This is a genomic window from Wenzhouxiangella psychrophila, from assembly GCF_042310375.1.
Lineage (GTDB): Bacteria > Pseudomonadota > Gammaproteobacteria > Xanthomonadales > Wenzhouxiangellaceae > Wenzhouxiangella.
This window is the reverse complement of record NZ_JBHJMQ010000010.1, coordinates 35512-59762: the sequence shown is the minus strand read 5'-3', so window position 1 is coordinate 59762 and position 24251 is coordinate 35512. Positions and strand designations below refer to the sequence as shown.

The following is a 24251-nucleotide window of genomic DNA, read 5'->3' as shown; positions in this document are numbered from 1 at the left end:
GGCAAGCCAGCGGCGGCTCTGAGCCAGTGTTGTAAAATGAGGTCTTTAGAGGGAGCTCACAGATCATGACCATTGCATTCTGGTGCGTGCTGATCGCCGGCGTGATGCCGCTTGTACTCGCCGGCGTTGCCAAGGCCGGCGACAGGACATTCAACAATCGTCGTCCGAGGGACTGGTACGAATCGGTCACCGGCTACCGCAAGCGGGCCTGGTGGGCTCAGCAGAATTCTCACGAGGCTTTTCCGCTGTTTGCAGCCGCCGTCCTGGTCGCGCACCTGGCCGGCGCCGCCCAACCGATGATCGATGCACTGGCCATCGCCTTCATCGCTTTCCGCATTGCCTACGGCATCTGCTACCTCGCCGACATCCACCTGGCCCGCTCGCTGATGTGGCTGGGCGGCATGATCTGCTCTGTATGGCTATTCATCGCCGGCGCCTGATGTTGAAGGTACCTCCGGTCAGGTGCGGGCGCGGACCGGGAACCATTGACGCCCCGCGGGCGGCGATCTAGGCTATGCGTTTGGCCCGCTCGCTCTTGAAGAACTGCAAGGGAATCCACCCATGAGCCTAAGAATCACTCTCGACTTTTCCGAAAAGGATCTCCAACGCTTCCGCGAAATGGCCCGCAAGGCCAAGGACAACACAAGGGAGCAAAACCCTGAACAGATTATCTCCGGCGCACGAAAGCTGATCGAGGAAGCCTCCGGACGGGGCAAGAGCAGCGAGTTCGTACGCGGACGCCTCGACATGCTCGGCCTGCTCATCGATATGCTCGAAGACGAAGGCTGGGGCATGCAGGAAGTAGGACGCCAGCGGGTTCTCGCGGCTCTGGCCTACTTCAACGACCCGCAGGATCTCATTCCGGACCACGTTCCCGGCCTGGGCTTTCTCGACGATGCCATCATGATTGAACTGATGACACGCGAGCTCAAGCCCGAGATCGACGCCTATAAGGACTTCGTCAATTACCGCGATGCTGAAGCGCAGCGGCGCGGCATGAAGCCCGAGGAACTCAATCGCGGTGATTTCCTGGAATCGCGCGAACAGGCCCTTCTGTCTCGCATGCGCAGGCGGCGACGCCGCGGCGGCGGCGGTGGCGGCAGCGGCAAATCGCCTTTCTCACTTTTCTGAACGCCAGGGCCGAAACATCTCAACGTGGGCAATGCCGTCTTCCGGATACGGCTCGCTGACCGTCTCGAACCCGAGCTCGCCATAGAAACGCTCCAGGTATTGCTGGGCGGATATTCGCAACGGCTTATCCGGAAAGCACTGCCCGGCGGCCTCGATACTCCGGCGCATCAGTTCGCGGCCCAGGCCCGTTCCCCGTGCCGCCTGCGTCGTCAGCACGCGTCCGATCGAAGGCTCGGCAAATCGCTTGCCCGGCGGAAGCAACCGGGCGTAGGCCAGCACGGTCTCGCCCGACCAGGCGCCGATGTGCAGGCCACAGCCATCGAGCCCATCGAGATCCTGGTAGGGGCAATCCTGCTCAACCACGAAAACCGCCACCCGGGCGGCCAGTATGGCGTAGAGTCGATCGAGTGACAGTTCATCAAAGCGCTCCACGCGCCATGAAAGCTGCTCGGTCATGGTCATGAACAAGTCCGAATCATGAGTGAAAGCGTGCATCATATCCGCCTGCTGGCCGGACTGGAAATCCAGCCCGGCGACCCGCCCCGGCGCACCCTGGATCGGCACGAGGCCGAACGACTCGCCGGCCATCTCGCCGAGGACCTCCATCGCGTCGTCCCGGCCGTCGAGCGAACCATGCTGGTACTCGCGGCCAGCCTGTTCGAACCCTTCGAACTGATGCAGCCGGGCTTTCCGGCCTGGCAGGCGCTGGAAGAACTGGCCGAATCGACCCTTCGCGAACGGGGATTCGAGCCCCGCATCCTCGCTATTGGCGCGCACCGCTCGCAAATGCCGCACGAAAACCTGCAGCCGCCCGAACAGGTGCCCCAGGGGCAGTTCCTGGCACTACCGATTACCCTGATCTGCCCGGCTGACGAGGCCGACGCCCTCGAGAAGGCACTGGAAGCAGAGCTGTTCGAACGCGGCAGCATCGACCCGCCTGCTCGCGCCCTGCTGAGTGAATCCGCCGGGCTCGAGACGGTACACGGCCAGTTGCTCACCCTGGCCGACCTGATCGCCCTGCAACACGTACAGCTCGACGGCGCCGGCTTGGGCGGCTTCTGGCCCGTGATCGAGCAGGTTCTCGTTGACGCCGGTCGCGAACACGAGCACGAGCTGCCGGCCGGGCTGCGGGCAAACTGGGAACCATCACGACAACGGGTCGACATCCCCTTCGTCAGCCTCGACCAGTGTAGCGGCGACAACGACGACTATGCCCTTTGGCTACGTGCCTTCCGCACGTTGACCGCCCTGCTCGACAGCCACGGAGTCGACTGGCGCGCCCGTCCGGAGGCGCCGGTGGTCTTCGACCCCGATAACTACAGCATGATCGAGTCGACCGGCCCGATTGATCATACCGACGGCATCACCGTTCATCATCATCCCGATATCGGCCTTCTCGCCTGGACGGTGGTCGAAGACGGCCGCATGATGCATATCTATCCGCTGCGGCCGGAATCGGCCAACCGGGTGATGCGTGACCTTGCCGCACGCGGACTCAGGCACTTCGATGCCAGCCAGCAACTCCACACCGACCCGGAGACCGGCCGCCTGCGGCCGGCCAGAACATGAGCCAGAAAAAATACGACGACAATCCCCTGGCCTACGTGGCCGACTCCCCGATCCACGGCCGCGGCCTGTTCGCGCGCCAGCGCATCGAAGCCGACGACTACATCGGCACCTACGAGGGGCCTGACACCCGGCGCGACGGCATGCATGTGCTATGGCTATGGAACGATGAAACCGAAGAATGGGAAGGAATCAACGGCCGCAACGAGATGCGTTTCCTCAACCATTCTTCCGAGCCCAACGCCGACTGGTGGGGCGATGAACTTTACGCCCTGCGCATGATCGAGACGGACGAGGAAATCACCTTCGATTACGGCTGGGACGAGGAGGAGTGAGCTCAGCCGGCCGCATGCGCCGTATCGTGATCGAACGACCGGGCGGCTTCGAAGCACTCAAACTGATCCGGGAACCGATTCCCGACCCCGGGCCGGGAGAGGTGGTCATCACCTGTCGGGCCTGCGGCATCAACTACGCCGATAGCATCATCCGCATGGGCCTCTACGCCTCGGCGAAAAAACTGCACGGTTATCCCATCACGCCCGGATTCGAAGTAGCCGGAACGATTGCCGCCCTGGGCGACTCCGTCGAAGGCTGGCGGGTCGGCGACGAGGTCATCGGCCTGAGCCTGTTCAACGGCTACAGCAGCCATCTCCGGCTGCCTGCCGAAGGCGTATTCGCCAAGCCGGCAGCGTTGAGTTTCGAGGAGGCCGCGACGTTGCCGACGGTCTTCCTGACCGCCTGGTGGATGGTGCATGGGCAGGTCTACCCCCGGCCCGGCGAAACATGGCTGGTTCACTCGGCCGCCGGCGGCGTGGGATCGGCCCTGCTGCAGCTGGCTCGCCTGGCCGAAGTACAGGCAATCGGGGTGGTCGGCGCTTCTCACAAGGTTGAACACGCCCGCTCAATGGGCGCGCACGAGGTCATCGACAAGTCCACCGCTGATCTCTGGAAAGAAGCGGCCCGGCTGGCACCGGAGGGCTTTGATGCCGTCTTCGACGCCAACGGCGTGGCCACGCTCAGACAGAGCTACGATCACCTGGCACCGACCGGACGGCTGGTGGTCTACGGCTTCGCTTCCATGCTGCCGAAAAACGGCCGGCTGAACTGGTTCAAGCTCGCTCGCGACTGGTTGCGCACGCCGCGCTTCAACCCAATGGACATGACGCAGACCAATCGCAGCGTACTCGCAGCCAACCTCAGCTTCCTGCAGTCGCACGCGCCGGCCATGCGTGAAGGCATGCAGTGGCTGCTCGAGCGCTTTGCCGACGGGCGTCTCCAGCCGCTCCCGGTCGAATCCTACCCACTTGGCGAAGCCGCCGATGCGCAACGTCGGATCGAATCCGGACAAACGCTCGGCAAGCTCGCGCTGATTCCCTGAGCGCTACTCTCCGACCTGCTGCGCGGCTCTCGTCGCCTGCCAGGTCACCGCTCGCCAGCCGGTGTCGCGGCGGCGGAACACGCCGGTGTTGTAGTACTCGCCGACGACTTCCCCGTCCTGCCGCGCGATCAGCCGAAAGGTCACCACCGCGGTGTCGCCATGGAGCTGAATTCTTACGTCCCGGGCGGAATAATCAGGCGGCGGTGTCGTCGCGTCCGCACCATCCCCTTCCGTCTCGGCCAGCGAGTCCATGATTTCGGCCTTGCCGAAACGCTGCCCGTCCGAACTGGTGTAGATCAGGTCCTCGGCCCAGAACCGGTCGTGGACGGCCGCATCATTGACCGAGGCGCCGTCCAGGAAAGCCTCGAGCAGGCGCGCAAGATCGGCCTGATCATCGCTTGCGGCCAGGATCGTGGTTGAAAGACAGAGACCCAAAAACATCGATCCCGCTCTGATTGCTTGCTTGATGGCCATTCACTTGTTCCTCCATCAGTCACGAAAGTTCTTGAACTGCAGGGGCAGGCCGAGCTCGGCCTCGCGCAGCAAGGTCATAGCGGCCTGTAGATCGTCGCGCTTCTTGCCGGTCACGCGAACCTGGTCGCCCTGAATGCTGGCCTGCACCTTCAGCCTGGACTGCTTGACGAGTTTGACCATTTTCTTGGCCATATCGGCGTCGATGCCCTCGCGAATGGTGATATTGCGCATCGCGGATCTGGCGCCGATCTCGGGCTCGTCGGCTTCAACGCCTTCGAGGTCGATACCCCGCTTCGTCAATTTGCCATGCAGCATGTCGAGCATCTGATCGAGCTGAAACTCGGACTCCGTGCGAAGCGTGATGCGCTGCCCATCGATCTCGAAGCTGGAGTCGGTTCCCTTGAAATCGAATCGCGTCGCGACTTCGCGATTGGCCTGGTCGACGGCATTGGCCACTTCGTGGTGGTCGACTTCCGAGACGATATCGAACGATGGCATGATGGCTCCAATACTAACACCGTCGTTAATCCTGCCACATTCAGCTTGTCTCTCAGCGTTCGTGGCAAGGCGTCGGCGCGCCGGTGTAGCCGGGGCATACATCAAGCGTCGAAAACGCAGTCCACGGGCGCTGAGAGGCAAGCCCTACGGGGACTCCGGACGAATCCGCCTGCGGCGTTAGACTGGCTCGACGTAGCGCCACTATGCCTTCGCCAGTCTGCCTTGCAGGCGAATCCGTCCGGAGTCCTGAATGAGGCAGGATTAACGACAGTGTTAGTAAGTGAAAACCAAATCATACGAGCAATTCATCACCATACGAGCGCCCATGGCTGAAAACGATGACTGGGTCTTCGGCTACGGTTCGCTGATCTACAAGGTGGATTTTCCCTACCTGGATCGCGAGCCGGCGCAAATCGAGGGCTGGGCCCGCCGCTTCTGGCAGGGCTCACACGACCACCGGGGCACGCCCGACGCGCCGGGCCGGGTCGTGACCCTGGTTCCGGATGCGGCCCGCACCTGCCGCGGCATGGCCTACCGCGTTGAACACGACGTGTTCGAGCACCTCGACCATCGCGAGAAGAACGGCTATCAGCACCACCGTGTGACCATCGACCTGCTCGATCGCGGCACGGCGGTGGCGGGCATGATCTACGTGGCGGGCCGCGACAACCCGGCTTTTCTCGGGCCGGACAAGCCGCAGGTTCTGGCCGAACACATCGTCGCCGCCCGCGGGCCGAGCGGCCTCAACCGGGACTACCTGCTCAGGCTGGCCGAATCGCTGCGCGAGCTCGGCGACGAGGACGAACACGTCTTCGATCTCGAACGGCGCGTGAGGGCCCTGCTCAACGATGCCGACTGACTGCCGGGAAGAAGTTGGTCAGGCATTCTGATACGGTGCTTGCAACGGTCGAATGACCGTACCGGTTCACCCACCCCAAGGAGAATGCGCATGACCCTCCACCTCGAAATGGTACCCATCCTGTCACTGATCGCCGGCATCGCCATCCTGATCGTGCCCAAGCTGCTCAACCTGATCGTGGCGATCTATCTGATCGTGATCGGCATTGTGGGGATTTTCGGCCTGTAGAAGCACCCCGGGCCGGACCGGTCAACTGGTCCGGCTTTCCAGTTCTTCCCAGCGGCTGTAAGCGGCGTCCAGCTCGGCCTGGACCGCCTCCACCTCGGCATTGTGCCGATTAATCGCTTCGGGATCCTGCCGATAGAATTCAGGGTCGTTCATTCGCGCGCTTAATTCGGCCACGCGTGCTTCGAGTGATTCGACCTTTTCGGGCAGTTGCTCCAATTCCAGGGCCAGCTTGTAGCTGAGCTTCGCCGGCTTTTTCCCGGGCTTGCCACCGGGTGTCGCAGGCTTCTTGCGCCTGGCAACCTCCGTCGGCATTGGTTCGGTGCGCCGCTGCCGGAGCCAGTCGGTGTAACCGCCGACGTACTCACCGACCCGGCCGCCGCCTTCCATAACGAATGTAGCCGTGACCACATTGTCAAGGAACTGGCGGTCGTGGCTGACGAGCAACAGCGTGCCCGCGTATTCGGCCAGCAGCTCTTCGAGCAGGTCGAGGGTTTCGGCATCGAGGTCATTGGTTGGCTCATCCATGACCAGCAGGTTGGACGGGCGGGCGAACAGGCGCGCCAGCAGCAGGCGGTTGCGCTCACCACCGGAGAGCTTGCTGATGGGCGAGCGCGCCCGCTCTGGGGTGAACAGGAAATCCTGCAGGTAGCCGATGATGTGCTTGCGCTTGCCGTTGATCTCGACGAAATCACGCCCGTCTGCCACGTTCTCGGCCGCCGACCAGTCATCGCGCAGCACCGAGCGGTGCTGGTCGAAATAGGCTACCTCGAGGTTAGTGCCCAGGGTTACCGTGCCCGCGTCCGGCTCGAGCTGGCCCAGCAGCAGCTGCAGCAGGGTGGATTTGCCGCTGCCATTGGCGCCGATCAGGCCGATCCGGTCGCCGCGAAAAACCGTGGTGGAGAATTCACGCACCATGATCTTGCCATCCCAGGCAAAGGAAACTTCTTCGGCCTCGATCACCTTCCGCCCGGACTTGCCGGCACTCGAAGCTTCCATTTGCACGCTGCCCTGGCGTTCGCGGCGCTGAGCCCGCTCGGCGCGCATCCTTTCCAGCGCCCTGACCCGGCCCTCGTTGCGCGTACGCCGCGCCTTGATGCCCTGCCGGATCCAGACTTCCTCTTCGGCAAGCTTCTTGTCGAAGCGCTGATTCTCCAGCTCTTCGGCATGGGCGCGCTCGGCAACCCGCCTGAGATAGTTCTGCCAATCGCCCGGCCAGGACGTCACCTGCCCACGGTCGATCTCGACGATGCGCGTAGCCAGGTTCTGCAGAAAACGACGGTCATGGGTGACGAAGACGAGGCTGCCCGAAAACTCCTTCAGAAACCCTTCGAGCCACTCGATCGACTCGATATCGAGATGGTTGGTGGGCTCGTCGAGCAGCAGCACATCCGGTCGCTGCACAAGGGCCTGACCGAGAAGCACGCGGCGCTTCATGCCGCCCGACAGCTCGGCGAAGCGGGCCTCTCCGTCCAGGCCGAGATGCTCGAGCACGCGTTCAACCTGCTGGTCGATATCCCAGCCGCCGGTAGCGTCCAGCTTCGCCTGGACGCGCGCGAAGGCGTCGGGGTCGAACTCGGCCTGGCTGAGACGGTGGAACTCCGCCAGAAGATCGCCGACATCGCCCAGGCCGCGCGCAATCTGATCGAAAACGCTGCCTTCGGCATGGTCGGGAACATCCTGCGGCAGGGTGGCCACGCGGATGTTGTCACCCAGGATGACCTGGCCGTCGTCGGGCTCGATATCGCCGGCGATCAGCTTGAGCAGCGTTGACTTGCCGGCGCCGTTGCGGCCGACCAGCGCAACGCGCTCGCCCGCGCCGATATCGAGCTCAACGCCTTCGAGCAGCAGTGGCCCGCCGATGCTGAAATCGAGCTTTCGAATGGAAACCAGGGACATGGGACATCGGCCTGCGGGCCGGACGGATCGAAATCGACGCTCATTGTAAGGAATATCGCGGACCATGCGTGACTTGTGACCCATGGTCGCAACCCCGGCGCGAGGGCCTGACAGCGACCTTCGACTGGCAGGATATCGATGCACAAGCCGAAACCGGCAAGCGCATGCAGTTCTTGATCAAGCGGCTATAATGCAGACTCGCCGCGGGGGCGGGCGTTGAATTGATAGGGAGCACAACATGATCGAACAGTCCTGGTTCTGGCTGATCCTGGGGGCCTTGTTGGTTCTGTCGGAATTCTTCATTACCGGCATCGTTGCCATCTTTTTCGGAATCGGCGCCCTGCTCGTCGGCATTGCCACAGCCGTCGGGCTGCTCGACAGCCCACCGGAGCAGGTCATCGTATTTGCGGTGTTGTCGGTCGGATCCCTGCTTTTCGCGCGCGAGCGCATCCGCGTCTGGTTTCGCGGCAACGTCTCCGATCGCTGGGACGGCGACAAGGACCTCATCGCCACACGCGGCGAACGCGTCACGGTCACCCGGAGATTCTCGGACGGCGTCGGCCGGGTACGACTGAGCGGCGCCGAGTGGAAGGCTGAATGCGATGAAGGTGAGTTCGAAGAAGGCGACACCGCCTGGGTCGTGGGCCATCGCGGCATCACCCTGCTCGTCTCGGCAAACCGCCCCGATCCGACACGGGATCACGCCGCAAGCTGATCGGCTTGCCAATCACTGTCATTCCAGAGGGACTCATCGATGGATTTTGCAACTGTACTTTCCCTGATCGTCCTGGCGATCGTGATCATCGCGGTGGTCAAGACCGCACAGATCGTGCCGCAACGCTCGGCCTACGTGGTCGAAAGGCTTGGGCGCTTCCACAGCGTGCTCGACGCCGGCTTTCACCTGATGATTCCGTTCATCGACCGGGTTGCCTACAAACATACGCTCAAAGAAGAGGCCATTGACGTACCCCAGCAGGCCTGCGTGACCAAGGACAACATCCAGATTCACGTCGACGGCGTGATCTACATGCAGGTCATCGATGCTCGCCTGGCCTCCTACGGTATCGAGAACTACCGCTACGCCGCCATCCAGCTGGCCCAGACCACGCTGCGATCGGTCATCGGTCAGACCGAGCTGGACAAGAGTTTCGAGGAACGCGTCATCATCAACGAAAAGGTCGTCGAAGTCCTGTCCGAGGCCTCGGAACCCTGGGGCATCAAGGTGCTGCGCTATGAAGTCGCTGACATCGCATTGCCCGAAACCATTCGCGACGCGCTGGAGAAACAGATGCGTGCCGAGCGCGAGCGCCGCGCCGTCGTCGCGGAATCGGAGGGTGCGCGCGAGGCCAAGATCAATGTCTCACAAGGTATGAAGCAGGAAACGATCAATGTTTCCGAAGGCGACATGCAAAAGCAGATCAACGAGGCCAAGGGCCGTTCAGAGGAGATTCGCCTGATCGCCGAGGCAACGGCCGCCGGCATCGAACGCATCGCCAGCGCCATTGACCATCCCGGGGGCAGCGAGGCAGTGAGCCTGCGCATTGCCGAGCAGTACGTGAAGGAGTTCGGCAACCTGGCCAAGGAAACCAACACGCTGATCCTGCCGGCGGAACTTTCGGATATCGGCGGCGTGGTGGCCGGCCTGGCTCAGACGCTCAACAAGAGCGTCAAAACACCCGCGTCCTGAAACACATCAGAGAGTCAGAGATTCAGACGAAGCGCCTGAGAACGTAGCGATCGGGCGTCTGACGGTGGCCGCCGGACGCCGTCAGACGCACGCGCAGTAGTTCTCAGGCGCTTCGATCGAACCATTCCGGCTGCGGATCGCGACAGACGATAAACCACGGATTGAGCACGTCCTCGCGGGCGTTGTAAACCAGCGGTTTGCCCGTTTCAGCGTCGACCACTCGCCCGCCAGCGGCTTCCACCACGGCCTGCGCCGCGCAGGTATCCCATTCGCAGGTCGGGCCCAGGCGGGGATAGATGTCGGCAGAACCGTCGGCGACCAGGCAGAGCTTGAGCGAACTGCCCATCGCGACGAACTCGGCCGCGCCCAGCCGGGCCACGAAATCCTCGACCTCGCGCGTGTTGTGGGAGCGGCTGCCCACGACCTGCCAGGGCCGGTCGTACTGCTTGTGACCGGCCTCGATGCGCACCGGCTCGCGATCGTCGTCCTGGCGCCACGCGCCGTCTTCATTGGAAGCGAAATACCAGCGATCCAGCGCCGGGGCGTAGACCACGCCCAGCACGGGCTCGTGCTCCCGCACCAGAGCGACATTGACGGTAAATTCGCCGTTGCGCTTGAGAAACTCGCGCGTGCCGTCGAGCGGGTCGACCACCCACAGCTCCTTCCATTGCTTGCGCTCGTCCCACGGTGCCTGTTTCGATTCTTCCGATAGGATCGGCACATCGGGCGTGAGCGCGCCAAGTCGCTCGACCAGGATGCGATTGGCGGCCAGGTCGGCCTCGGTCAACGGACTCTTGTCGTCCTTATCGACGAACTCGGTGGTGGCCGGATCGTTGTAGACGGCCATGATGGCCTCACCGGCCTCGGCCACAGCCTCACGCACGCGCGGCAGCAGTTCATTTAATTGCATTGAATTCTCTCAATTTCTAAAAAATCTAAACGCAAAGACGCCAAGACGCGAAGGGAAAAAGACTCATCCATTCGTGGAACAGAATGACTTCGAAAGGTTCCGTGTTTCGGCCCTGCCCCTAATTGAACTCTCGTTTTCTTTGCGTCTTCGCGTCTTTGCGTTTCAAAGGTTTTCAAGCCAGGCCGAGAAGTCGGCGCCGAGCTCGGGATGCTTGCGGCCCAGGTCGACGGTTGCCTGCAGGAAGCCCAGCTTGGAGCCGCAGTCGTAGTGCCGGCCCTCGAACTGGTAGGCGTCGACCGGCTGCTCGTTGAGCAGCGTGGCGATGGCGTCGGTGATCTGGATCTCGCCGCGGTGGTCTGGCGCGGTGTGTTCGAGCAAGTCGAAAATGCGCGAACTCAGGACATAGCGTCCGACGATGGCCAGATTGGAAGGCGCCTTCTCCGGCTCGGGCTTTTCGACCACACCGCGAATCCGGCCACTGCGGCCGGCAAAGGACTCGACGTCCACCACACCGTAGGAACTCGTCTTCTCGCGCGGGACTTCCTCGACGCTGATCACCGAAGCGCCGCTTTCGGTGTGATGACGGACCAGCTGCGAAAGCACGGGATCGTTGCCGTTGTCGACCAGGTCATCGGGCAGGATCAACCCGAAAGCCTCTCCGGCCACCAGCGATCGCGCACACAGCACGGCATGCCCCAGGCCCAGCGCCTGGCGCTGGCGGACATACAGGCATTCAACGCCGTCAGGAACGGTATTCTGCGCCACTTCCAGCAACTCGTGCTTGCCGCGCTGCTCGAGTTCGGTCTCGAGCTCGAAGGCCATGTCGAAGTGATCGGCGATGGCGTTCTTGGTCCGGCCGGTGACAAAAACCAGACGCCGGGCACCGGCCGCGACGGCCTCTTCCACCGCGTACTGGATCAGCGGCTTGTCGACCACCGGCAGCATTTCCTTCGGGACGGCCTTGGTTGCCGGCAGGAAACGCGTGCCGAGCCCGGCGACGGGGAAAACGACGGTATCGATCATGGTGCTGTTGAGCCCCGGAATTGGCGTAAACGGGTCATGGTAGCCGATTCAGGGCTCAGGAGTCAGGGGAGACGAATGTTGGCTTGTTGGCTCGTTCGCTGGTTGGCTTGTTCGATAGCCGGAAATCGTGTCGCTTAAGCCAGGCTTGGCGGCACGGTTCTTGGCGCCGACTTCAGAATTCCAACACCAACGAGCCCACAAGCGAACCAGCTAACAAGCGAACTACCTTATTAGTAGTGCCCTGCCAACCGCATATCACGCAGCCGACCTTCGGCCAGGCGCGCCAGGGTCGTGCCGGGATGCTGGCTGCGCACCTGCTCGAGGGCTGCTCGAGCCTGGTTCCAGCTCTCAAGTTCGTAATGGCTGAATCCGATCTTGAGTAGGGCATCACCCTGCTTGCTGCTGTCCGGAAATCGTTCCAGCAACTCGTTGAAGTAGTCCAGCGCGGTCTGGAAATCGCGCGTGACATAGTAAGTCTCCGCCAACCAGTAGAGCGCGTTGGGTGCGTAGGACGAATCGGAGTACTCGTCGAGGAACTCGGTGAAGCCTTCGGCCGCGTCGGCGTAGCGCGTCTCGCGCAGCGCCCGGAAGGCACGGTCGTAGGCTTCCTTTTCCTCTTCACTCGCCGATTCCAGCTCGCGGGCCGGTCCGGTGGACGGTTCAGCCAGCGGCGTGATCTCCGCCTGCGCGTCAATCGGTTCACGCACCTCGGGTTCTTCGCGGTTCGGTCGCGACTCGACGGGCTCGCTTACCGGGCGAACGGTTTGGTCGCTCTCGGACGAACGCGCGCCAGACGATTCACTCTCCCGGCTACCGTTCGATTCGCTACCCCCCTGTTCCAGCGACTGCAGCCGGCGATCGAGGTCCAGGTACTGGTCGCGCTGTCGGCGGCGGAGATTTTCGATCTCGCGCTGCTGGGATTCGACCAGGCCGCGGAGTTCACGCACTTCTTCCATCAGCGCCTGGACGTCATAAACCAGGTCACTGTCGTTCTCCTGCGCGTGCACCGGAACGAGGACGGCCGGCACGAGGCCGACCGCCATGATCGCGAGTGTCTTGGTGAAGTTCGTCAGCGCCATTACCGGGCCGTGTAAACGATCTCCACACGACGATTGCGCTGCCAGCAATCTTCATCGCTTTCCCGGCATACGGGACGCTCTTCGCCGTAGCTGACCACTTCAATCTGTCGCGAGGGTACGTTGTTGGCGCGCAGCAGCTCTTCCACGGAGTTGCCGCGGCGCTCGCCCAGGCCCAGGTTGTACTCGCGCGAACCGCGTTCGTCGGCGTGGCCTTCCAGCATCACGCGGGCCGAGGAGTTGGCACGCAGGTACTCCGCATGCGCCTCGATGACCGGGCGGAACTCGGAACGGACGTTGGAGCGGTCGAACTCGAAGTAAATGACGCGCTGGCTCAGCACGCTGTCGGAGTTATCGAGGTTACGCGGATCGCTGAAATCACGCGGATCCAGGCGATCGGTTTCAGGCTCTTCCGCCGGTTCCTGGGTCGGCGGCGGCTCCGGGGCTTCGGGTTCTTCAACCGTCTCCCTCGCGCAGGCAGCCAGAATGGCGGCCAGCATGACAAGGGCTATGAATCGCAATGCAGTCTTCATGCTACCTCCTGAAAATCGTACAGGCATTGTTAGGGGCAATCTCGTTTTGTTTATCGAATCAGTGGCGACCAGGCCGGCTCCCGAACATCGTCGCCCTCACTCAGGACCAGCCTTTGCCGGACGCGGCCGTCAGCCGAGACGGCTGCCAGCTCATTCCTGCCATCCTGGCGCTTGGCGTACAACACCATGCTGCCGTTAGGCGCAAAGCTTGGCGATTCGTCAAGCCGACCGTCAGATAATACACGCAAACGCTCCGTTTCGCGATCATGGATTGCAATCCGATAATCCTCGTTGCCTTCGCTGTAAATGACCGCCATGTAGCGCTCCTCGAGACCGAAGCTGGCATGCGCGTTGTAACGACCTTCCCAGGTGACCCGCTCGGGATCGCCGCCGGCGATATCCATGACGTAAATCTGCGGACGGCCGGCACGGTCGGAGGTGAAATAGATGTGCTCTCCGTCGGGCGAAAACGCCGGCTCGGTGTTGATCGACCAGTGGTGCGTCAGTTGCTCGCTCTGACCGTTCTCGAGGTCGATCAGCCAAATCTCGGGGCTGCCGGAGCGCGACAGGCTGACCGCCAGCTTGCGGCCATCGGGCGAGAAGGCCGGCGCGCCGTTGATGCCCTTGCTTGTACTGACCACGCGATTCTGACCGGTGTAGAGATTCTGGACGATTACCTGCGAACGGCCGGTGGCGAAGGAAACGTAGGCGACCTTGCGCGCATCCGGCGACCAGGTCGGCGACATGATCGGCTGGCTGTTGCGCACCACCGTCTGGGGGTTGTGCCCATCGGCATCGGCCACGACCAGTTCGAACATCTCATCTTCGCCACTGCCGCGCACCGCCACATAGGCAATGCGCGTGGCGAACGCGCCGGGCACGCCCATCAGTTCCTCGTAGACGGCGTCGGCGACGCGATGGGCGCCGAAGCGCAGGTCGCCCAGGCCGACGGTCATCGACTGGGAAAGCAGGATCCTTCCGGAATGCACGTCGAGCAGGTGGTACTCGATTTCGTAGCCCATGCCGTCGTTCGTCTCGCGCACCGAACCGATGACCAGGTGATCGACCTTAAGCAGGCGCCAGGTACCGAAACGCACTTCGGTCGGCTCCGACGGGCGATCGACCATGTCCTCTTCGTCCATCGGATCGAACAGGCCGGAACGATGCAGGTCGGCGCTGACGATTTCGGCCACCCCGGCTTCCGGTTCGGGCATGTCGGCATTCCAGGCAAACGGCGCGACGGCGATCGGCATGGCGCCTTCGACACCGTCGACGATCTCGATCCGCAGTTCGGCCGCCGCCGGGGCGGAAACCAGCAGCGCCGCAAGAAAGAGGCTAACCGTCGTAATAGAACTCAAAAGTAATCTGGCGCTCGAAAACATCTTCATATCCTTGGGTGGGGAAATCCCCGACTCGATTGACTGCGGCGATGATCGACCGTCGCGTTGCATCATCAGCATTGCACGGCGACACGATTGTTGCATCAATAATGCCGCCGTTGGGTGCCTGTAGTACGCGCACATTGCAGCGAAGACCCGATTGGGCCGTCGGCGGGCGGAGCCAGTTTCGGCGCACCAGCTCGCGCAAGGTAGCAATGTACTCCTCGCGCAGCGTGGCACGCCGGGCATCGGCCGCAGCCTCTTCCTGGGCCAGCCGCAGGCGCTCGGCCTCTTCCTCGGCCGCCTGCTCCTCGGCTTCGCGCGCTCGGCGCTCGGACAGTTCGTCCAGGCGGCGCTGCTGCTCCTCGCGCTCGCGCTGGGCCTGTTCGCGCTGGCGTCGAAGTTCCTCCATCTCTCGCTCGCGGGCTTCCTCGCGCTCGCGACGCTCGCGCTCGAGTTGGCGTTGTTCTTCCTCGGCCTGCTGTCGGGCTTCCTCGTCCTCCTGGCGGCGGCGCTCGGCCTCTTCCTCCCGGCGTCGTTCTTCTTCCCTGCGCTCCTGCTCGAGCTGCTCCTGGCGGCGCCGCTCGGCCGCCTCTTCCTCGCGCTGCTGCTCCAGCTCGGCCTGGCGCTGGCGCTCGGCCTCTTCCTGGCGTTCGATTTCGGCCTGGCGCTGCTGCTCGGCTTCTTCCTCACGGCGCTGACGCTCGGCTTCGGCCTCCTGCTCTTCTTCCCGACGCTGCTCGACAATGGGCCCCTGGTCGACCAGGGTGACCCGGACCGGCACGGGTTTGTGCTCGAAAGGCTCCCATTGCCAGGTACCGACGACGAGGATCAACACGAAACCCAGGTGCACGGCGACCGCCAGCCCGAAGGCCGCCAGTCCGTCCTTGATTGCCTGTTTTCGTTGGGGAGAGAGCATCGGTCGATTCAAAAAGAAATCTGTCCACAGATGAACACAGATGAACACAGAAAACGAGAAAGTCCGGCTTCCGAGACAGCGGCGTCATTGAAACGAGAATCCGTCACGGGCGGCACTCCCGCGAATTCAATGCAAAGATCATCTGCGGCCCATTGCGTTCATCTGAGGTTCTTATTCGGATTCGGGCTCAGGATCGCCCACCAGGCCGACGGAGGCGACGCCGGCGCGTTGCAGCAGGACCATGGCGCCGTAGATGTGCTGGTAATCGACGCTCTTGTCGCCGGTAACGGTGACCTGCAGCTGCGGGTTGCGGGCGACGATGGCACTGACGGTCTCGACCAGGGTTTCGGAGTCGACCAGCTCGGCGGCGTCGCCTGTATCCAGGTAGAGGTCGCCCTCGGCGGTGACGGTGACCATCAGCGGGTCGCCCTGGTCGGTCAGCGGCTCGGCCGAGCCGCTGGGCAGCTCCACTTCGACGCCCAGGTTCATCAGCGGCGCGGTGACCATGAAGATAATGAGCAGCACCAGCATCACGTCGATGTAGGGCACGACGTTGATTTCCGACATGCGCTTGCGCCGCCGGCGGATATAGGGTTGGTCAGACATAGTCAATAAGAACCTTTGTCAGCCCTTTTCCTGCAGTCGCCGCGCCTGCCGGTTGAGGATCGACGCGAACTCTTCCTTGAAGTTGTCGTAGTGCACTTCCAGGCGCTCGACCTGGTTGGAGAACTTGTTGAAGGCGACCACCGCCGGAATGGCGGCGAACAGGCCCATGGCGGTGGCGATCAGCGCCTCGGAAATGCCGGGGGCGACCATCGCGATGGTTGCCTGCTGCGATCCGGCCAGGCCGCGGAAGGAATTCATGATGCCCCAGACCGTGCCGAACAGGCCGACGTAGGGACTGACGGAACCGACCGTGGCCAGGAAGCTCAGGCGGTGCTCGAGGCGGTCCATCTCGCGGGTGAGCGTCACGCGCATGGCGCGCTGGGCGCCGTTGGTCAGCGCATCGGCATCGAGCCGGCCGTCCTCGCGCTGCCGGGTGAATTCGCGAAAACCGGACTCGAACATCGCCTCGAGCCCCTCGCGCGGCTCACGGCTGCCCGCAACGGCGTCGTAGAGCTTGTTGAGATCGGCACCCGACCAGAACTTCTCCTCGAACTTGCGCGAGCGCGATTCGGCCCTGGCCAGCATCTGGCGCTTGCGGAAGATGACCATCCACGAGGTCACCGAGGCGGCCACCAGCAGCGCCATCACGAACTGGACCAGCAGGCTGGCTTCACGGATCAGTTCCCAGACTTGCAACTCGCCGTTCATTGCGATTCCTGTTTCTGTTGTTGTGCTTGAATGACCGCACGCAGCGCTTCGGGCATGCGCGCCGGAACGAAGCGATCGGCGGCCAGGCAGGCGGCGTCCACTCGCGCCGTGGCCAGCAACTCACCGTCGGCCGCACGAACCATGCGTTGATTGAAGGTCAGCGACGCCGCTCGAACATGTTCGACGCTAATCGTGATCTCGAGTTCATCTTCGAGCCGCCCCGGTGCAATGAATCGGGTGTCGACCCGGCGCACCACGAACAGGCGGTTTTGTTCCTGCCGCATGGGCACCTGGGGAAATCCCATGGCCAGCAGCCAGTCGGAGCGGGCACGCTCGAAAAAGGCCAGGTAGCGGGCATGGTAGACCACGCCGCCGGCGTCCGTATCTTCCCAGTAGACGCGGTAGCGGAAGGGTTCGATCATGTCTCGGAGCGATCGCTGAAGAGGTCTTCGGGCTTGTCAGGGGGATTGAGCCCGAAATGTTTCCAGGTCGCCGCCGTCGCCATGCGGCCGCGGGCCGTGCGCATCAAGAACCCCTGTTGGATCAGGTAGGGCTCGATGACGTCCTCGATGGTGCCGCGCTCTTCCGACAGCGCCGCCGCCAGGCTCTCGACGCCCACCGGCCCGCCGCCAAAGTCCTCGACCAGCTTCTGGAGCAGTTTGCGGTCCATCGCATCGAAGCCGCGTGCGTCGACCTGCATCATTTCCAGGGCCTCGCCGGCAACGTCCTCGACGATGCGGCCGTCGGCGCGCACCTGGGCGAAATCGCGCACGCGCCGGAGCAGGCGGTTGGCGATTCTCGGGGTGCCGCGCGAGCGGCGGGCGATCTCCAGGGCGCCCTCGCGGTCGGTCTCGATATCGAGGATGCCGGCCGAGCGGGTCACGATCTCGGCCAGCTCATCGGGCGCATAGAATTCGAGCCGCTCGACGATGCCGAAGCGATCGCGCAGCGGCGAGGTCAGCAGGCCGGCGCGGGTCGTGGCGCCCACCAGGGTGAAGCGCGGCAGGTCGAGCTGAATCGAGCGCGCCGCCGGACCCTCGCCGATAATGATGTCGATGCGGTAGTCCTCCATCGCCGGGTAGAGCACCTCCTCGACAACGGGGCTCAAGCGGTGGATCTCGTCGACGAACAACACATCGCCCGGCTCGAGATTGGTCAGCAGTGCGGCCAGGTCGCCAGCGCGTTCGAGTACGGGCCCCGAGGTCTGGCGGACGTTGACGCCCATCTCGTGGGCGATGACGTGCGCCAGGGTGGTCTTGCCCAGGCCAGGCGGGCCGAAGATCAGCACATGGTCGAGCGCCTCGTGACGCCCCCGGGCCGATTCCAGGTAAATGCCCAGGCGCTCCTTCATGGCCGCCTGGCCGATGTACTCGCCCAGGCGGTCGGGACGCAGGCTCGCCTCGATGCGGGCCTCATCGCGGTCGACTTCGGCGGTGACCAGGCGTTCTTCGTCCATTAGTCCACTAACCCTGCATCTTCTTCTTGAGTGCGTTGCGGATCAGGGCCTCCGCCGACAGATCCTTGTCCGCCACGGCCCGAACCATCTTCAGCGCCTCGGAGGACGAGTATCCCAGCGCGGTCAGGGCCTCGCGTGCTTCCGCGTCGGCGCTGAGCGCACCGCCGGACGAGCCCGTCGCGTCGCCCAGGTCGGAGACCTTGCCGCGCATTTCGAGAATCAACCGTTCGGCGGTCTTCTTGCCGATGCCGGGCAGCCGGGTCAGGGCCTGGCTGTCGCCCGACTCGACCATCAGGGAGAAGTCATCGCCGCTGACACCCGACAGGATGGCCAGTGCCAGGCGCGGCCCGATTCCGGAGACCTTGAGCAATTCGCGAAAGAGCTTGCGGTCGGCCTCGGCGAGAAACCCGTAGAGGGTGTGGGCGTCTTCCTTGACGACCAGGTGCGTGAGGATCGTCACTTGCTCGCCGTCGCCCGGCAGGCGATCGAAGACATTGAGCGGAGCCTCGACTTCATAGCCGACGCCCGCGACATCAATGACCAGCGCCGGCGGCTGGCGTGAGACGAGAGTTCCCGATAGGCGGACGATCATCGCAATACCACTCCCGGCGGCAGTCGGCTGGCTGTCTGTGCGGTGTGATGATGGCACAGCGCGGCGGCCAGTGCATCGTGCGCATCCTCGCCGAGGTCGGACTCGATCTTCAGCAGCACGCGGGTCATGTGCTGGATCTGTTCCTTGCCCGCCCCGCCGCGGCCGACGATGGCCTGCTTGATCGCCCTGGGCGCATACTCGTGGACTTCGAGCCCGGCGCCGACGGCCGCGCAGATCGCCGCCCCGCGCGCCTGGCCGAGCTTGATCGCCGACTGCGCGTTGCGGCTCATGAAGACCGTCTCCACGGCCGCCACCGTGGGCCCGTGGTCGGCAATCAAACGCTGGATTTCGGTGAAGATCAGGCCCAGGCGTTCCGGCATGGGGCCGTCACCCAGACGGATGACCTCGGCGTGGATAAGCTTCTCGCCCTCGATGATGCCCACACCGGTGCGCCGCGAGCCCGGATCGAGACCCAGAATTCTCATCGCGGACCGGCGCAGTCTGCCAGACCCCCTGAAACCCGAAACCTGAAACCTGAAACCTTACTCATAGGCTTCCGCCGGAATATCCGCGTTCGACCAGACGTTCTGCGTGTCGTCGAGGTCTTCGAGCACATCGAGGAAATTGAGCACCTTCCGGCCGGTCTCGACATCGCACTCGATAAGGTTGTTGGCGCGCTCGGTCACCTCGGCCTCCTCGAACTCCAGTCCCGCCGCCCGGAAGCCGTCGCGAACAGTCTCGAATTCCTCGGGTTCAGTCAGCACCTCGATCGAGCCGTCCTCGTCGGTGACGATGTCCTCAGCACCGGCTTCGAGGGCGGCCTCCATCACCTTGTCTTCGCCGGTACCCGGCGCGAAAGTGATCACGCCCTTTTTCTCGAACTGGAAGGCCACCGAGCCGTCGGTGCCCAGGTTGCCGCCGTGCTTGTTGAAGGCATGGCGCACTTCCGAGACTGTGCGGTTGCGGTTGTCGGTCAGGCAGTCGACCATAACCGCGACGCCGCCCGGCGCATAGCCTTCATAGCGCAGCTCCTCGTAGGAGGCACCTTCGAGATCACCGGTGGCCTTCTTGATGGCGCGCTCGATGTTGTCCTTGGGCACGTTGGCGCCATTGGCCTTGTCGATGGCCAGCCTCAGCCGCGGGTTGCTGTCAGGATCCCCGCCGCCTTCGCGCGCTGCGACCGAGATCTCGCGGATCAGCCGGGTAAAGATCTTGCCCCGCTTGGCGTCCTGCGCCTTCTTGCGGTGCTGGATATTGGCCCATTTACTGTGACCGGCCATGCGTCGCGTGCCTCCTAAATTCTGGCTAAGCCGCTATTTTAACTGAATGGCTTCCGGTTTCTTGAGTCTATGATCCACCGGAAGCGCCCGAGACAACATCACCGTCGTCCCGGAAGCTGCGATAGCAGTTATCCGGGACCTCGCACCCATCGGCGAGCACTGAGCTTGAGCCGTGCAGGACTCCGCGTGCGAGGTCCCGGCTCGTGGGCCGGGACGACACGGGGCGAACCCGAAGCTTGTTCAGCCACTGGTCAGAAACCGGCGCTAGAATGATCGGTACATGTCACGGAATCGTCGAACCATGCGCTACCTGCTGCTTGCCCTGACCTTCCTGCTTGCCGGCCGTGCCGCCGCGACAGGTGAAATCAATGTGCTGACCGACCTGCAATCGCCCTTCCCGCCCGGCTGCGTGGCGGTCTCGCTGCCGCAGGACTCGGCGTCCGCCCAGAACGAACTGTATGACGAGGACGTGTCCGTGCCTTCGGTCGAGGAAGGCGCGGCGGCGGCGCAGGTGCGCGTGCAGATCTGGCGTAGGGGCTGTCACGACGACGGCTTTTCGGTCGTGATGGTGCGGCTGGAGAAGCTGAGCGGGGGCCCGGTCCTGGTGCCGCGAGTGTTCGCCGAGGCCGGCGAGGTCGACCTGCCCGGCCACCAGGCGCAGCTGATCCAGCATCCGGCGGTCGGCAGCGTGGGCGCGTCGGGCAACGAGCTGGTGGGCGAGACAACCTACATGCTCGGCGTCGATCCGTTCCCGCTCAACCCGGATAACGACACGACGTTCGGGCCGACCGAATACAACGATGAATTCACCCTGGAGCTTTTCTGGGGCGACTACGCCCGAACGGATCCGCTGGATGATTTTCGACTGTACACGATCCTCGAGTACGACCCGCAGTTCGATCCGACTCAAACGGAATTCCCCATTCTGCACGGTCGCATGTCGGGTCAGTACGAGGTAGAAGGCCGACCTTTCAGCGGCGTCGTGCTGCAGGTCGGCGAGGTCTACAACCCGGACGGCCCCGACACCAACTCGGTCTCCGTGCTGTTCTTTACCTACATCAACGGTGCGCCCTTCTGGGTCATCGGCTCGGAGGCCAACCTAGAGCCCGGCTTCGACATCATCACCCTCGACATGCTGGAACTCTCGGGCGGTCAATTCATTACCAGCCCGCCCGGCAGTTACGACGAGGACGACGTGGATATAGATCCGATCGGCACCATGACCCTCGAAGTCCTGGACTGCAATCGCCTGCTTATCGGCTACAACTTCAACGAGGGCGGCCTGGGAACCGGTTCCTTCGAAGCCGAGCGGCTGATCAACCTGGCCGGGTATGCCTGCAACCCGTGGCGGTAACGCGCGCCATACGGCGCGCGAAATTCGAAGCACGAAGCACCAAACTCGAAACAAATCCGAAATTTAAAATCCGAAACTGATCGAAGGCAGCCGTTTCGAATTTCGAGTTTGGTGCTTGTTTCGGATTTGGTGCTTCGAATTTCGAATTTGAGCGTCGTCTACTTCTCGAAGCTTCCCGACTCCAGAAAGCTCACTACGGCCCTAGACACCGAAGGTGCCGTCACCAGTCCCGTGTGCGTGACCGGCAGTATGCACTCCGCCGCCCCCTCGAGGCGGCATTCCGAGACGCTGACGGTGCCGTCGTTGGGCCCTTCCAGGCCGCCGACAATCCGACCCACGCCGATTGAGCGGTTTCCCGCGATCACGCCCGTCTCCCGCCCGGGCGGCGCGTGCGAGAAGCCGTTTTCCAACGCTGACCTGGCCTGGCCAACCAGCGGCTTGAACAGGCGCCTGTCGGCAACCTTGCGGCCCACTTCCGATCCATTGACGGGCGAACCCAGCAGGACAACCCTTCCGGGGGGCACGGCTGAATACTCGTCGAGCATGCGCAGGATGACCAGACCACCAAGGGAATGACCGACCAGGTCGACCCGATCGGTATCCAGACCGGCAACGAAATCCCGCAGCGCCGCCGCGTTGGCCGGCAGCGATCGGCGCATGGTGGGATAGCCGAAGGCGTGAACACCAAAACCGCTCCGCCTCAGCCGCCGACCGATCAGGCTCATGCACCAGGGGCCCCACCAGAGGCCGTGAACGAGTACTACGGATCTCGTCACAATGCCTCTCGCCTGGTGGCGTCAGCTGGATCTGTGCCAACAAAAATCAAAACCTCTAAAACGCAAAGACGCGAAGCAGCAAAGAACGCAAAGAAATTATTGAACTTCACTTCGCGCCCTTTGCTGCTTTGCTGCTTCGCGTTTCAAAGATTTTTCTTTTCGGGAGGCTGCAGATTCAGTTTCAGCTCCTCGAGCTGCTCGGCTTCTACGGCAGCCGGCGCCCCGGTCATCAGGCATGAGGCATTGGCGGTCTTGGGGAAGGCGATGACTTCGCGGATGGAGTCCTCGCCGGCCATGAGCGCGGCGATGCGGTCGATGCCGAAGGCGATGCCGCCGTGCGGCGGGCAGCCGTACTTGAGCGCTTCGAGCAGGAAGCCGAAACGCGCCTTCGCTTCCGTCTCGTCAATACCGAGCACGTCGAAAGCGGCCTGCTGCAGCTTCGGGTCGTGGATACGGATCGAACCGCCGCCGATCTCAGAGCCGTTGAGCACCATGTCGTAGGCACGCGAGAGCGCGTTGGCCGGGTCGGCCTTGAGCGCGTCACCGTCATTGACCGCCGGCGCGGTGAAGGGATGGTGCAGCGCGTAGTAGCGGCCGTCCTCGTCGTCGTATTCGAACATCGGAAAGTCGACCACCCACAAGGGCTTCCAGCCTTCCTGCACCAGGTCGAGATCCTTTGCCACCTGCAGGCGCAGCGCGCCCAGGAAGGTGCTGACCGTGGCTTTCTCGCCGGCGCCGAAGAACAGGATATCGCCGTCCTGCGCGCCGGTTTCGGCCAGGATGCCCGCCACCGCCTGCTCGTCGAGAAACTTCGCCACCGGCGACTGCACGCCTTCGAGGCCGGTGGCGGCATCGTTGACCTTCATCCAGGCCAGGCCCTTGGCGCCGTATCGACCGACGAAATCGGTATAGCCGTCGATCTGCTTGCGCGTGAGTTCAGCACCGCCGGGCACTCGCAGCGCGGCCACGCGCGAGGCCGGATCGTTGGCCGGGCCGGAGAAGACCTTGAACTCGACGTGGCGCACGTGCTCGCAGATGGTGACCAGCTCGAGATCGACACGCAGGTCCGGCTTGTCGGAGCCGTAGCGGCGCATCGCCTCGGCATACGTCATGCGCGGGAATGGGTCGGGCAGGTCGACATCGAGCACATCCTTGAACACCCGCCGAATCAGCTGCTCCGCGGTGCCCTGCACGTCGGCCTCCTCGACGAAGGCCATCTCCATGTCGAGCTGGGTGAATTCGGGCTGGCGGTCGGCGCGCAAGTCCTCGTCGCGGAAGCAACGCGCGATCTGGTAATAGCGATCCAGCCCGGTCATCATCAGGATCTGCTTGAAGATCTGCGGCGACTGCGGCAGGGCGAAAAAGCTGCCCGGATGCACGCGACTGGGTACCAGGTAGTCGCGCGCGCCCTCGGGGGTGGCTCGCGTCAGAATCGGGGTTTCGGCATCGACGAAATCGCGCGCGTCGAGAAACTGCCGGATCGCACCGGTCAGCTTCGAGCGCAGGCGCAGATTGCGCTGCAGGCGCGGGCGCCTGAGATCGAGAAAGCGGTACTTCAGGCGCACTTCCTCGCCGTCCTCGTCGTTCATCAGCAGCGGCAGTGGCGCTGCGGCGCTGAGAATCTCCAGCGAGTCGGCCACCACCTCGACCTTGCCGGTGGACATGTCCGGGTTCCACTGGCTTTCCGGGCGCATGCGTACCGTGCCGGTCAAGCGTACGCAGAATTCATTGCGCAGCTTCTCGGCCTCGGCAAAGGCGGGCTTGTTGTCGGGCTCGACCACGACCTGCAGAACACCGGCGTGGTCGCGCAAACCGATGAAAATCAGCCCGCCCAGGTCACGGGCGCGATTGACCCAGCCGCAGACCGTGACTTGCTGGCCGTCGAGCGCTTCGGTGACTTCTCCGCAATAATGAGAACGCAT

30 protein-coding genes are annotated in these 24251 nt (G+C 63.3%); 11 read left to right on the top strand and 19 right to left on the bottom strand.

Going from position 1 to position 24251, the window contains the following annotated elements; genetic code table 11:
- The first annotated feature begins 65 nt into the window (after nucleotides 1–65).
- Nucleotides 66–440 carry an MAPEG family protein gene (locus ACDC66_RS12520; protein WP_376697069.1) on the top strand — a complete coding sequence of 125 codons (375 nt, stop codon included), beginning with the start codon at nucleotides 66–68 and terminating at the stop codon, nucleotides 438–440.
- 121 nt (nucleotides 441–561) lie between these two features.
- The gene (locus ACDC66_RS12515) at nucleotides 562–1131 is read left to right on the top strand and encodes a YkvA family protein (RefSeq protein ID WP_376697068.1); all 570 of its coding nucleotides are present in this window, start codon (nucleotides 562–564) and stop codon (nucleotides 1129–1131) included.
- Here the strand turns inward: ACDC66_RS12515 and ACDC66_RS12510 are convergent.
- Nucleotides 1120–1593 (bottom strand): GNAT family N-acetyltransferase, encoded by a 474-nt coding sequence (locus ACDC66_RS12510; protein WP_376697067.1) that lies wholly within the window; start codon nucleotides 1591–1593, stop codon nucleotides 1120–1122. The two genes, ACDC66_RS12515 and ACDC66_RS12510, sit on opposite strands and share 12 nt — an antisense overlap.
- Before the next feature lie 15 nt (nucleotides 1594–1608).
- On the opposite strand from ACDC66_RS12510, the gene ACDC66_RS12505 reads away from it, so the two are divergent.
- Genes ACDC66_RS12505 through ACDC66_RS12495 form a run of 3 tightly spaced genes read left to right on the top strand, consistent with a single transcriptional unit; the run spans nucleotide 1609 to nucleotide 4075 of the window.
- Nucleotides 1609–2700: a hypothetical protein gene (locus tag ACDC66_RS12505; protein ID WP_376697066.1), complete on the top strand. Its 1092-nt coding sequence runs from the start codon at nucleotides 1609–1611 to the stop codon at nucleotides 2698–2700.
- Complete coding sequence (locus ACDC66_RS12500) at nucleotides 2697–3032, top strand: SET domain-containing protein (protein WP_376697065.1); 336 nt, start codon at nucleotides 2697–2699, stop codon at nucleotides 3030–3032. Before ACDC66_RS12505 ends, ACDC66_RS12500 begins: the two co-directional genes overlap by 4 nt.
- On the top strand, nucleotides 3029–4075 hold the full coding sequence (locus ACDC66_RS12495) for a synaptic vesicle VAT-1 family membrane protein (protein ID WP_376697064.1): 1047 nt from the start codon (nucleotides 3029–3031) through the stop codon (nucleotides 4073–4075). The genes ACDC66_RS12500 and ACDC66_RS12495 overlap by 4 nt, the downstream gene beginning before the upstream one ends.
- Before the next feature lie 3 nt (nucleotides 4076–4078).
- Here the strand turns inward: ACDC66_RS12495 and ACDC66_RS12490 are convergent, their stop codons facing one another.
- Together ACDC66_RS12490 and ACDC66_RS12485 are read right to left on the bottom strand one after the other, a co-directional pair.
- Entirely contained in the window at nucleotides 4079–4549 is a 471-nt protein-coding gene (locus ACDC66_RS12490) for a nuclear transport factor 2 family protein (RefSeq protein ID WP_376697063.1), read from the bottom strand.
- A gap of 15 nt (nucleotides 4550–4564) precedes the next feature.
- Nucleotides 4565–5047, bottom strand: coding sequence for a YajQ family cyclic di-GMP-binding protein (locus ACDC66_RS12485; protein WP_376697062.1), 483 nt, complete (start codon nucleotides 5045–5047; stop codon nucleotides 4565–4567).
- Between the two features lie 325 nt (nucleotides 5048–5372).
- On the opposite strand from ACDC66_RS12485, the gene ACDC66_RS12480 reads away from it, so the two are divergent.
- Nucleotides 5373–5906, top strand: coding sequence for a gamma-glutamylcyclotransferase (locus ACDC66_RS12480; protein WP_376697061.1), 534 nt, complete (start codon nucleotides 5373–5375; stop codon nucleotides 5904–5906).
- A 90-nt stretch (nucleotides 5907–5996) separates the two neighbouring features.
- The gene (locus tag ACDC66_RS12475; protein ID WP_376692591.1) at nucleotides 5997–6134 is read left to right on the top strand and encodes a DUF3096 domain-containing protein; all 138 of its coding nucleotides are present in this window, start codon (nucleotides 5997–5999) and stop codon (nucleotides 6132–6134) included.
- A gap of 21 nt (nucleotides 6135–6155) precedes the next feature.
- Here ACDC66_RS12475 and ACDC66_RS12470 read toward each other — a convergent pair whose 3' ends face one another.
- The gene (locus ACDC66_RS12470; RefSeq protein WP_376697060.1) at nucleotides 6156–8030 is read right to left on the bottom strand and encodes an ATP-binding cassette domain-containing protein; all 1875 of its coding nucleotides are present in this window, start codon (nucleotides 8028–8030) and stop codon (nucleotides 6156–6158) included.
- A gap of 68 nt (nucleotides 8031–8098) precedes the next feature.
- Here ACDC66_RS12470 and ACDC66_RS12465 point away from each other — a divergent pair, with 68 nt between their 5' ends.
- From ACDC66_RS12465 to ACDC66_RS12455, 3 genes are read left to right on the top strand one after another with little or no spacing between them, the layout of a single operon-like run.
- Nucleotides 8099–8221 (top strand): hypothetical protein, encoded by a 123-nt coding sequence (locus tag ACDC66_RS12465; protein ID WP_376697059.1) that lies wholly within the window; start codon nucleotides 8099–8101, stop codon nucleotides 8219–8221.
- Between the two features lie 47 nt (nucleotides 8222–8268).
- The gene (locus tag ACDC66_RS12460; protein ID WP_376697058.1) at nucleotides 8269–8745 is read left to right on the top strand and encodes an NfeD family protein; all 477 of its coding nucleotides are present in this window, start codon (nucleotides 8269–8271) and stop codon (nucleotides 8743–8745) included.
- A 39-nt stretch (nucleotides 8746–8784) separates the two neighbouring features.
- Entirely contained in the window at nucleotides 8785–9717 is a 933-nt protein-coding gene (locus ACDC66_RS12455; RefSeq protein ID WP_376697057.1) for an SPFH domain-containing protein, read from the top strand.
- 103 nt (nucleotides 9718–9820) lie between these two features.
- On the opposite strand, the gene cysQ is transcribed toward ACDC66_RS12455, so the two are convergent.
- The 13 genes from cysQ to ACDC66_RS12390 form a co-directional block, all read right to left on the bottom strand.
- Nucleotides 9821–10627 (bottom strand): 3'(2'),5'-bisphosphate nucleotidase CysQ, encoded by an 807-nt coding sequence (cysQ, locus tag ACDC66_RS12450; RefSeq protein WP_376697056.1) that lies wholly within the window; start codon nucleotides 10625–10627, stop codon nucleotides 9821–9823.
- 162 nt (nucleotides 10628–10789) lie between these two features.
- Nucleotides 10790–11650, bottom strand: coding sequence for a UTP--glucose-1-phosphate uridylyltransferase GalU (galU, locus tag ACDC66_RS12445; protein ID WP_376697055.1), 861 nt, complete (start codon nucleotides 11648–11650; stop codon nucleotides 10790–10792).
- Between the two features lie 230 nt (nucleotides 11651–11880).
- Nucleotides 11881–12729 (bottom strand): tol-pal system protein YbgF, encoded by an 849-nt coding sequence (gene ybgF / locus ACDC66_RS12440; protein WP_376697054.1) that lies wholly within the window; start codon nucleotides 12727–12729, stop codon nucleotides 11881–11883.
- Nucleotides 12729–13259 carry a peptidoglycan-associated lipoprotein Pal gene (pal, locus tag ACDC66_RS12435; protein WP_376697053.1) on the bottom strand — a complete coding sequence of 177 codons (531 nt, stop codon included), beginning with the start codon at nucleotides 13257–13259 and terminating at the stop codon, nucleotides 12729–12731. Before pal ends, ybgF begins: the two co-directional genes overlap by 1 nt.
- Before the next feature lie 50 nt (nucleotides 13260–13309).
- On the bottom strand, nucleotides 13310–14617 hold the full coding sequence (gene tolB, locus ACDC66_RS12430; RefSeq protein ID WP_376697052.1) for a Tol-Pal system beta propeller repeat protein TolB: 1308 nt from the start codon (nucleotides 14615–14617) through the stop codon (nucleotides 13310–13312).
- A complete protein-coding gene (tolA, locus tag ACDC66_RS12425; RefSeq protein ID WP_376697051.1) occupies nucleotides 14595–15557 on the bottom strand; it encodes a cell envelope integrity protein TolA in 963 nt (320 codons plus the stop codon). Before tolA ends, tolB begins: the two co-directional genes overlap by 23 nt.
- A gap of 171 nt (nucleotides 15558–15728) precedes the next feature.
- Nucleotides 15729–16163, bottom strand: a complete 435-nt coding sequence (gene tolR / locus ACDC66_RS12420) for a protein TolR (RefSeq protein WP_376697050.1) — start codon at nucleotides 16161–16163, stop codon at nucleotides 15729–15731.
- Nucleotides 16164–16181: 18 nt separating this feature from the next.
- A complete protein-coding gene (tolQ, locus tag ACDC66_RS12415) occupies nucleotides 16182–16871 on the bottom strand; it encodes a protein TolQ (RefSeq protein WP_376697049.1) in 690 nt (229 codons plus the stop codon).
- Nucleotides 16868–17293 (bottom strand): tol-pal system-associated acyl-CoA thioesterase, encoded by a 426-nt coding sequence (gene ybgC, locus ACDC66_RS12410; RefSeq protein ID WP_376697048.1) that lies wholly within the window; start codon nucleotides 17291–17293, stop codon nucleotides 16868–16870. Before ybgC ends, tolQ begins: the two co-directional genes overlap by 4 nt.
- Nucleotides 17290–18327: a Holliday junction branch migration DNA helicase RuvB gene (ruvB, locus tag ACDC66_RS12405; protein WP_376697047.1), complete on the bottom strand. Its 1038-nt coding sequence runs from the start codon at nucleotides 18325–18327 to the stop codon at nucleotides 17290–17292. The genes ybgC and ruvB overlap by 4 nt, the downstream gene beginning before the upstream one ends.
- A gap of 7 nt (nucleotides 18328–18334) precedes the next feature.
- Nucleotides 18335–18919 (bottom strand): Holliday junction branch migration protein RuvA, encoded by a 585-nt coding sequence (gene ruvA / locus ACDC66_RS12400; protein ID WP_376697046.1) that lies wholly within the window; start codon nucleotides 18917–18919, stop codon nucleotides 18335–18337.
- A complete protein-coding gene (gene ruvC / locus ACDC66_RS12395; RefSeq protein ID WP_376697045.1) occupies nucleotides 18916–19404 on the bottom strand; it encodes a crossover junction endodeoxyribonuclease RuvC in 489 nt (162 codons plus the stop codon). Before ruvC ends, ruvA begins: the two co-directional genes overlap by 4 nt.
- A 57-nt stretch (nucleotides 19405–19461) precedes the next feature.
- Nucleotides 19462–20199: a YebC/PmpR family DNA-binding transcriptional regulator gene (locus ACDC66_RS12390; RefSeq protein ID WP_376697044.1), complete on the bottom strand. Its 738-nt coding sequence runs from the start codon at nucleotides 20197–20199 to the stop codon at nucleotides 19462–19464.
- A 280-nt stretch (nucleotides 20200–20479) separates the two neighbouring features.
- Here ACDC66_RS12390 and ACDC66_RS12385 point away from each other — a divergent pair, with 280 nt between their 5' ends.
- The gene (locus ACDC66_RS12385) at nucleotides 20480–21553 is read left to right on the top strand and encodes a hypothetical protein (RefSeq protein ID WP_376697043.1); all 1074 of its coding nucleotides are present in this window, start codon (nucleotides 20480–20482) and stop codon (nucleotides 21551–21553) included.
- 158 nt (nucleotides 21554–21711) lie between these two features.
- On the opposite strand, the gene ACDC66_RS12380 is transcribed toward ACDC66_RS12385, so the two are convergent.
- Nucleotides 21712–22329 carry an alpha/beta fold hydrolase gene (locus ACDC66_RS12380; RefSeq protein WP_376697042.1) on the bottom strand — a complete coding sequence of 206 codons (618 nt, stop codon included), beginning with the start codon at nucleotides 22327–22329 and terminating at the stop codon, nucleotides 21712–21714.
- Between the two features lie 143 nt (nucleotides 22330–22472).
- Nucleotides 22473–24251, bottom strand: coding sequence for an aspartate--tRNA ligase (aspS, locus tag ACDC66_RS12375; protein WP_376697041.1), 1779 nt, complete (start codon nucleotides 24249–24251; stop codon nucleotides 22473–22475).

What these genes read in the sequence shown, in the direction of transcription:
- cysQ (WP_376697056.1), bottom strand. Translation starts at nt 10,627, where the DNA reads ATGCAATTAAATGAACTGCTGCCGCGCGTGCGTGAGGCTGTGGCCGAG.
- tolQ (WP_376697049.1), bottom strand. Translation starts at nt 16,871, where the DNA reads ATGAACGGCGAGTTGCAAGTCTGGGAACTGATCCGTGAAGCCAGCCTG.
- tolA (WP_376697051.1), bottom strand. Translation starts at nt 15,557, where the DNA reads ATGCTCTCTCCCCAACGAAAACAGGCAATCAAGGACGGACTGGCGGCC.
- ACDC66_RS12500 (WP_376697065.1), top strand. Translation starts at nt 2,697, where the DNA reads ATGAGCCAGAAAAAATACGACGACAATCCCCTGGCCTACGTGGCCGAC.
- ACDC66_RS12515 (WP_376697068.1), top strand. Translation starts at nt 562, where the DNA reads ATGAGCCTAAGAATCACTCTCGACTTTTCCGAAAAGGATCTCCAACGC.
- ybgC (WP_376697048.1), bottom strand. Translation starts at nt 17,293, where the DNA reads ATGATCGAACCCTTCCGCTACCGCGTCTACTGGGAAGATACGGACGCC.
- ybgF (WP_376697054.1), bottom strand. Translation starts at nt 12,729, where the DNA reads ATGGCGCTGACGAACTTCACCAAGACACTCGCGATCATGGCGGTCGGC.
- ACDC66_RS12470 (WP_376697060.1), bottom strand. Translation starts at nt 8,030, where the DNA reads ATGTCCCTGGTTTCCATTCGAAAGCTCGATTTCAGCATCGGCGGGCCA.
- ACDC66_RS12385 (WP_376697043.1), top strand. Translation starts at nt 20,480, where the DNA reads ATGTCACGGAATCGTCGAACCATGCGCTACCTGCTGCTTGCCCTGACC.
- pal (WP_376697053.1), bottom strand. Translation starts at nt 13,259, where the DNA reads ATGAAGACTGCATTGCGATTCATAGCCCTTGTCATGCTGGCCGCCATT.
- ACDC66_RS12480 (WP_376697061.1), top strand. Translation starts at nt 5,373, where the DNA reads ATGGCTGAAAACGATGACTGGGTCTTCGGCTACGGTTCGCTGATCTAC.
- ACDC66_RS12460 (WP_376697058.1), top strand. Translation starts at nt 8,269, where the DNA reads ATGATCGAACAGTCCTGGTTCTGGCTGATCCTGGGGGCCTTGTTGGTT.
- galU (WP_376697055.1), bottom strand. Translation starts at nt 11,650, where the DNA reads ATGATCGATACCGTCGTTTTCCCCGTCGCCGGGCTCGGCACGCGTTTC.
- ruvB (WP_376697047.1), bottom strand. Translation starts at nt 18,327, where the DNA reads ATGGACGAAGAACGCCTGGTCACCGCCGAAGTCGACCGCGATGAGGCC.
- ruvC (WP_376697045.1), bottom strand. Translation starts at nt 19,404, where the DNA reads ATGAGAATTCTGGGTCTCGATCCGGGCTCGCGGCGCACCGGTGTGGGC.
- ACDC66_RS12475 (WP_376692591.1), top strand. Translation starts at nt 5,997, where the DNA reads ATGACCCTCCACCTCGAAATGGTACCCATCCTGTCACTGATCGCCGGC.
- ACDC66_RS12485 (WP_376697062.1), bottom strand. Translation starts at nt 5,047, where the DNA reads ATGCCATCGTTCGATATCGTCTCGGAAGTCGACCACCACGAAGTGGCC.
- ruvA (WP_376697046.1), bottom strand. Translation starts at nt 18,919, where the DNA reads ATGATCGTCCGCCTATCGGGAACTCTCGTCTCACGCCAGCCGCCGGCG.
- ACDC66_RS12490 (WP_376697063.1), bottom strand. Translation starts at nt 4,549, where the DNA reads ATGGCCATCAAGCAAGCAATCAGAGCGGGATCGATGTTTTTGGGTCTC.
- tolR (WP_376697050.1), bottom strand. Translation starts at nt 16,163, where the DNA reads ATGTCTGACCAACCCTATATCCGCCGGCGGCGCAAGCGCATGTCGGAA.
- aspS (WP_376697041.1), bottom strand. Translation starts at nt 24,251, where the DNA reads ATGCGTTCTCATTATTGCGGAGAAGTCACCGAAGCGCTCGACGGCCAG.
- ACDC66_RS12455 (WP_376697057.1), top strand. Translation starts at nt 8,785, where the DNA reads ATGGATTTTGCAACTGTACTTTCCCTGATCGTCCTGGCGATCGTGATC.
- ACDC66_RS12520 (WP_376697069.1), top strand. Translation starts at nt 66, where the DNA reads ATGACCATTGCATTCTGGTGCGTGCTGATCGCCGGCGTGATGCCGCTT.
- ACDC66_RS12505 (WP_376697066.1), top strand. Translation starts at nt 1,609, where the DNA reads ATGAGTGAAAGCGTGCATCATATCCGCCTGCTGGCCGGACTGGAAATC.
- ACDC66_RS12390 (WP_376697044.1), bottom strand. Translation starts at nt 20,199, where the DNA reads ATGGCCGGTCACAGTAAATGGGCCAATATCCAGCACCGCAAGAAGGCG.
- ACDC66_RS12510 (WP_376697067.1), bottom strand. Translation starts at nt 1,593, where the DNA reads ATGACCATGACCGAGCAGCTTTCATGGCGCGTGGAGCGCTTTGATGAA.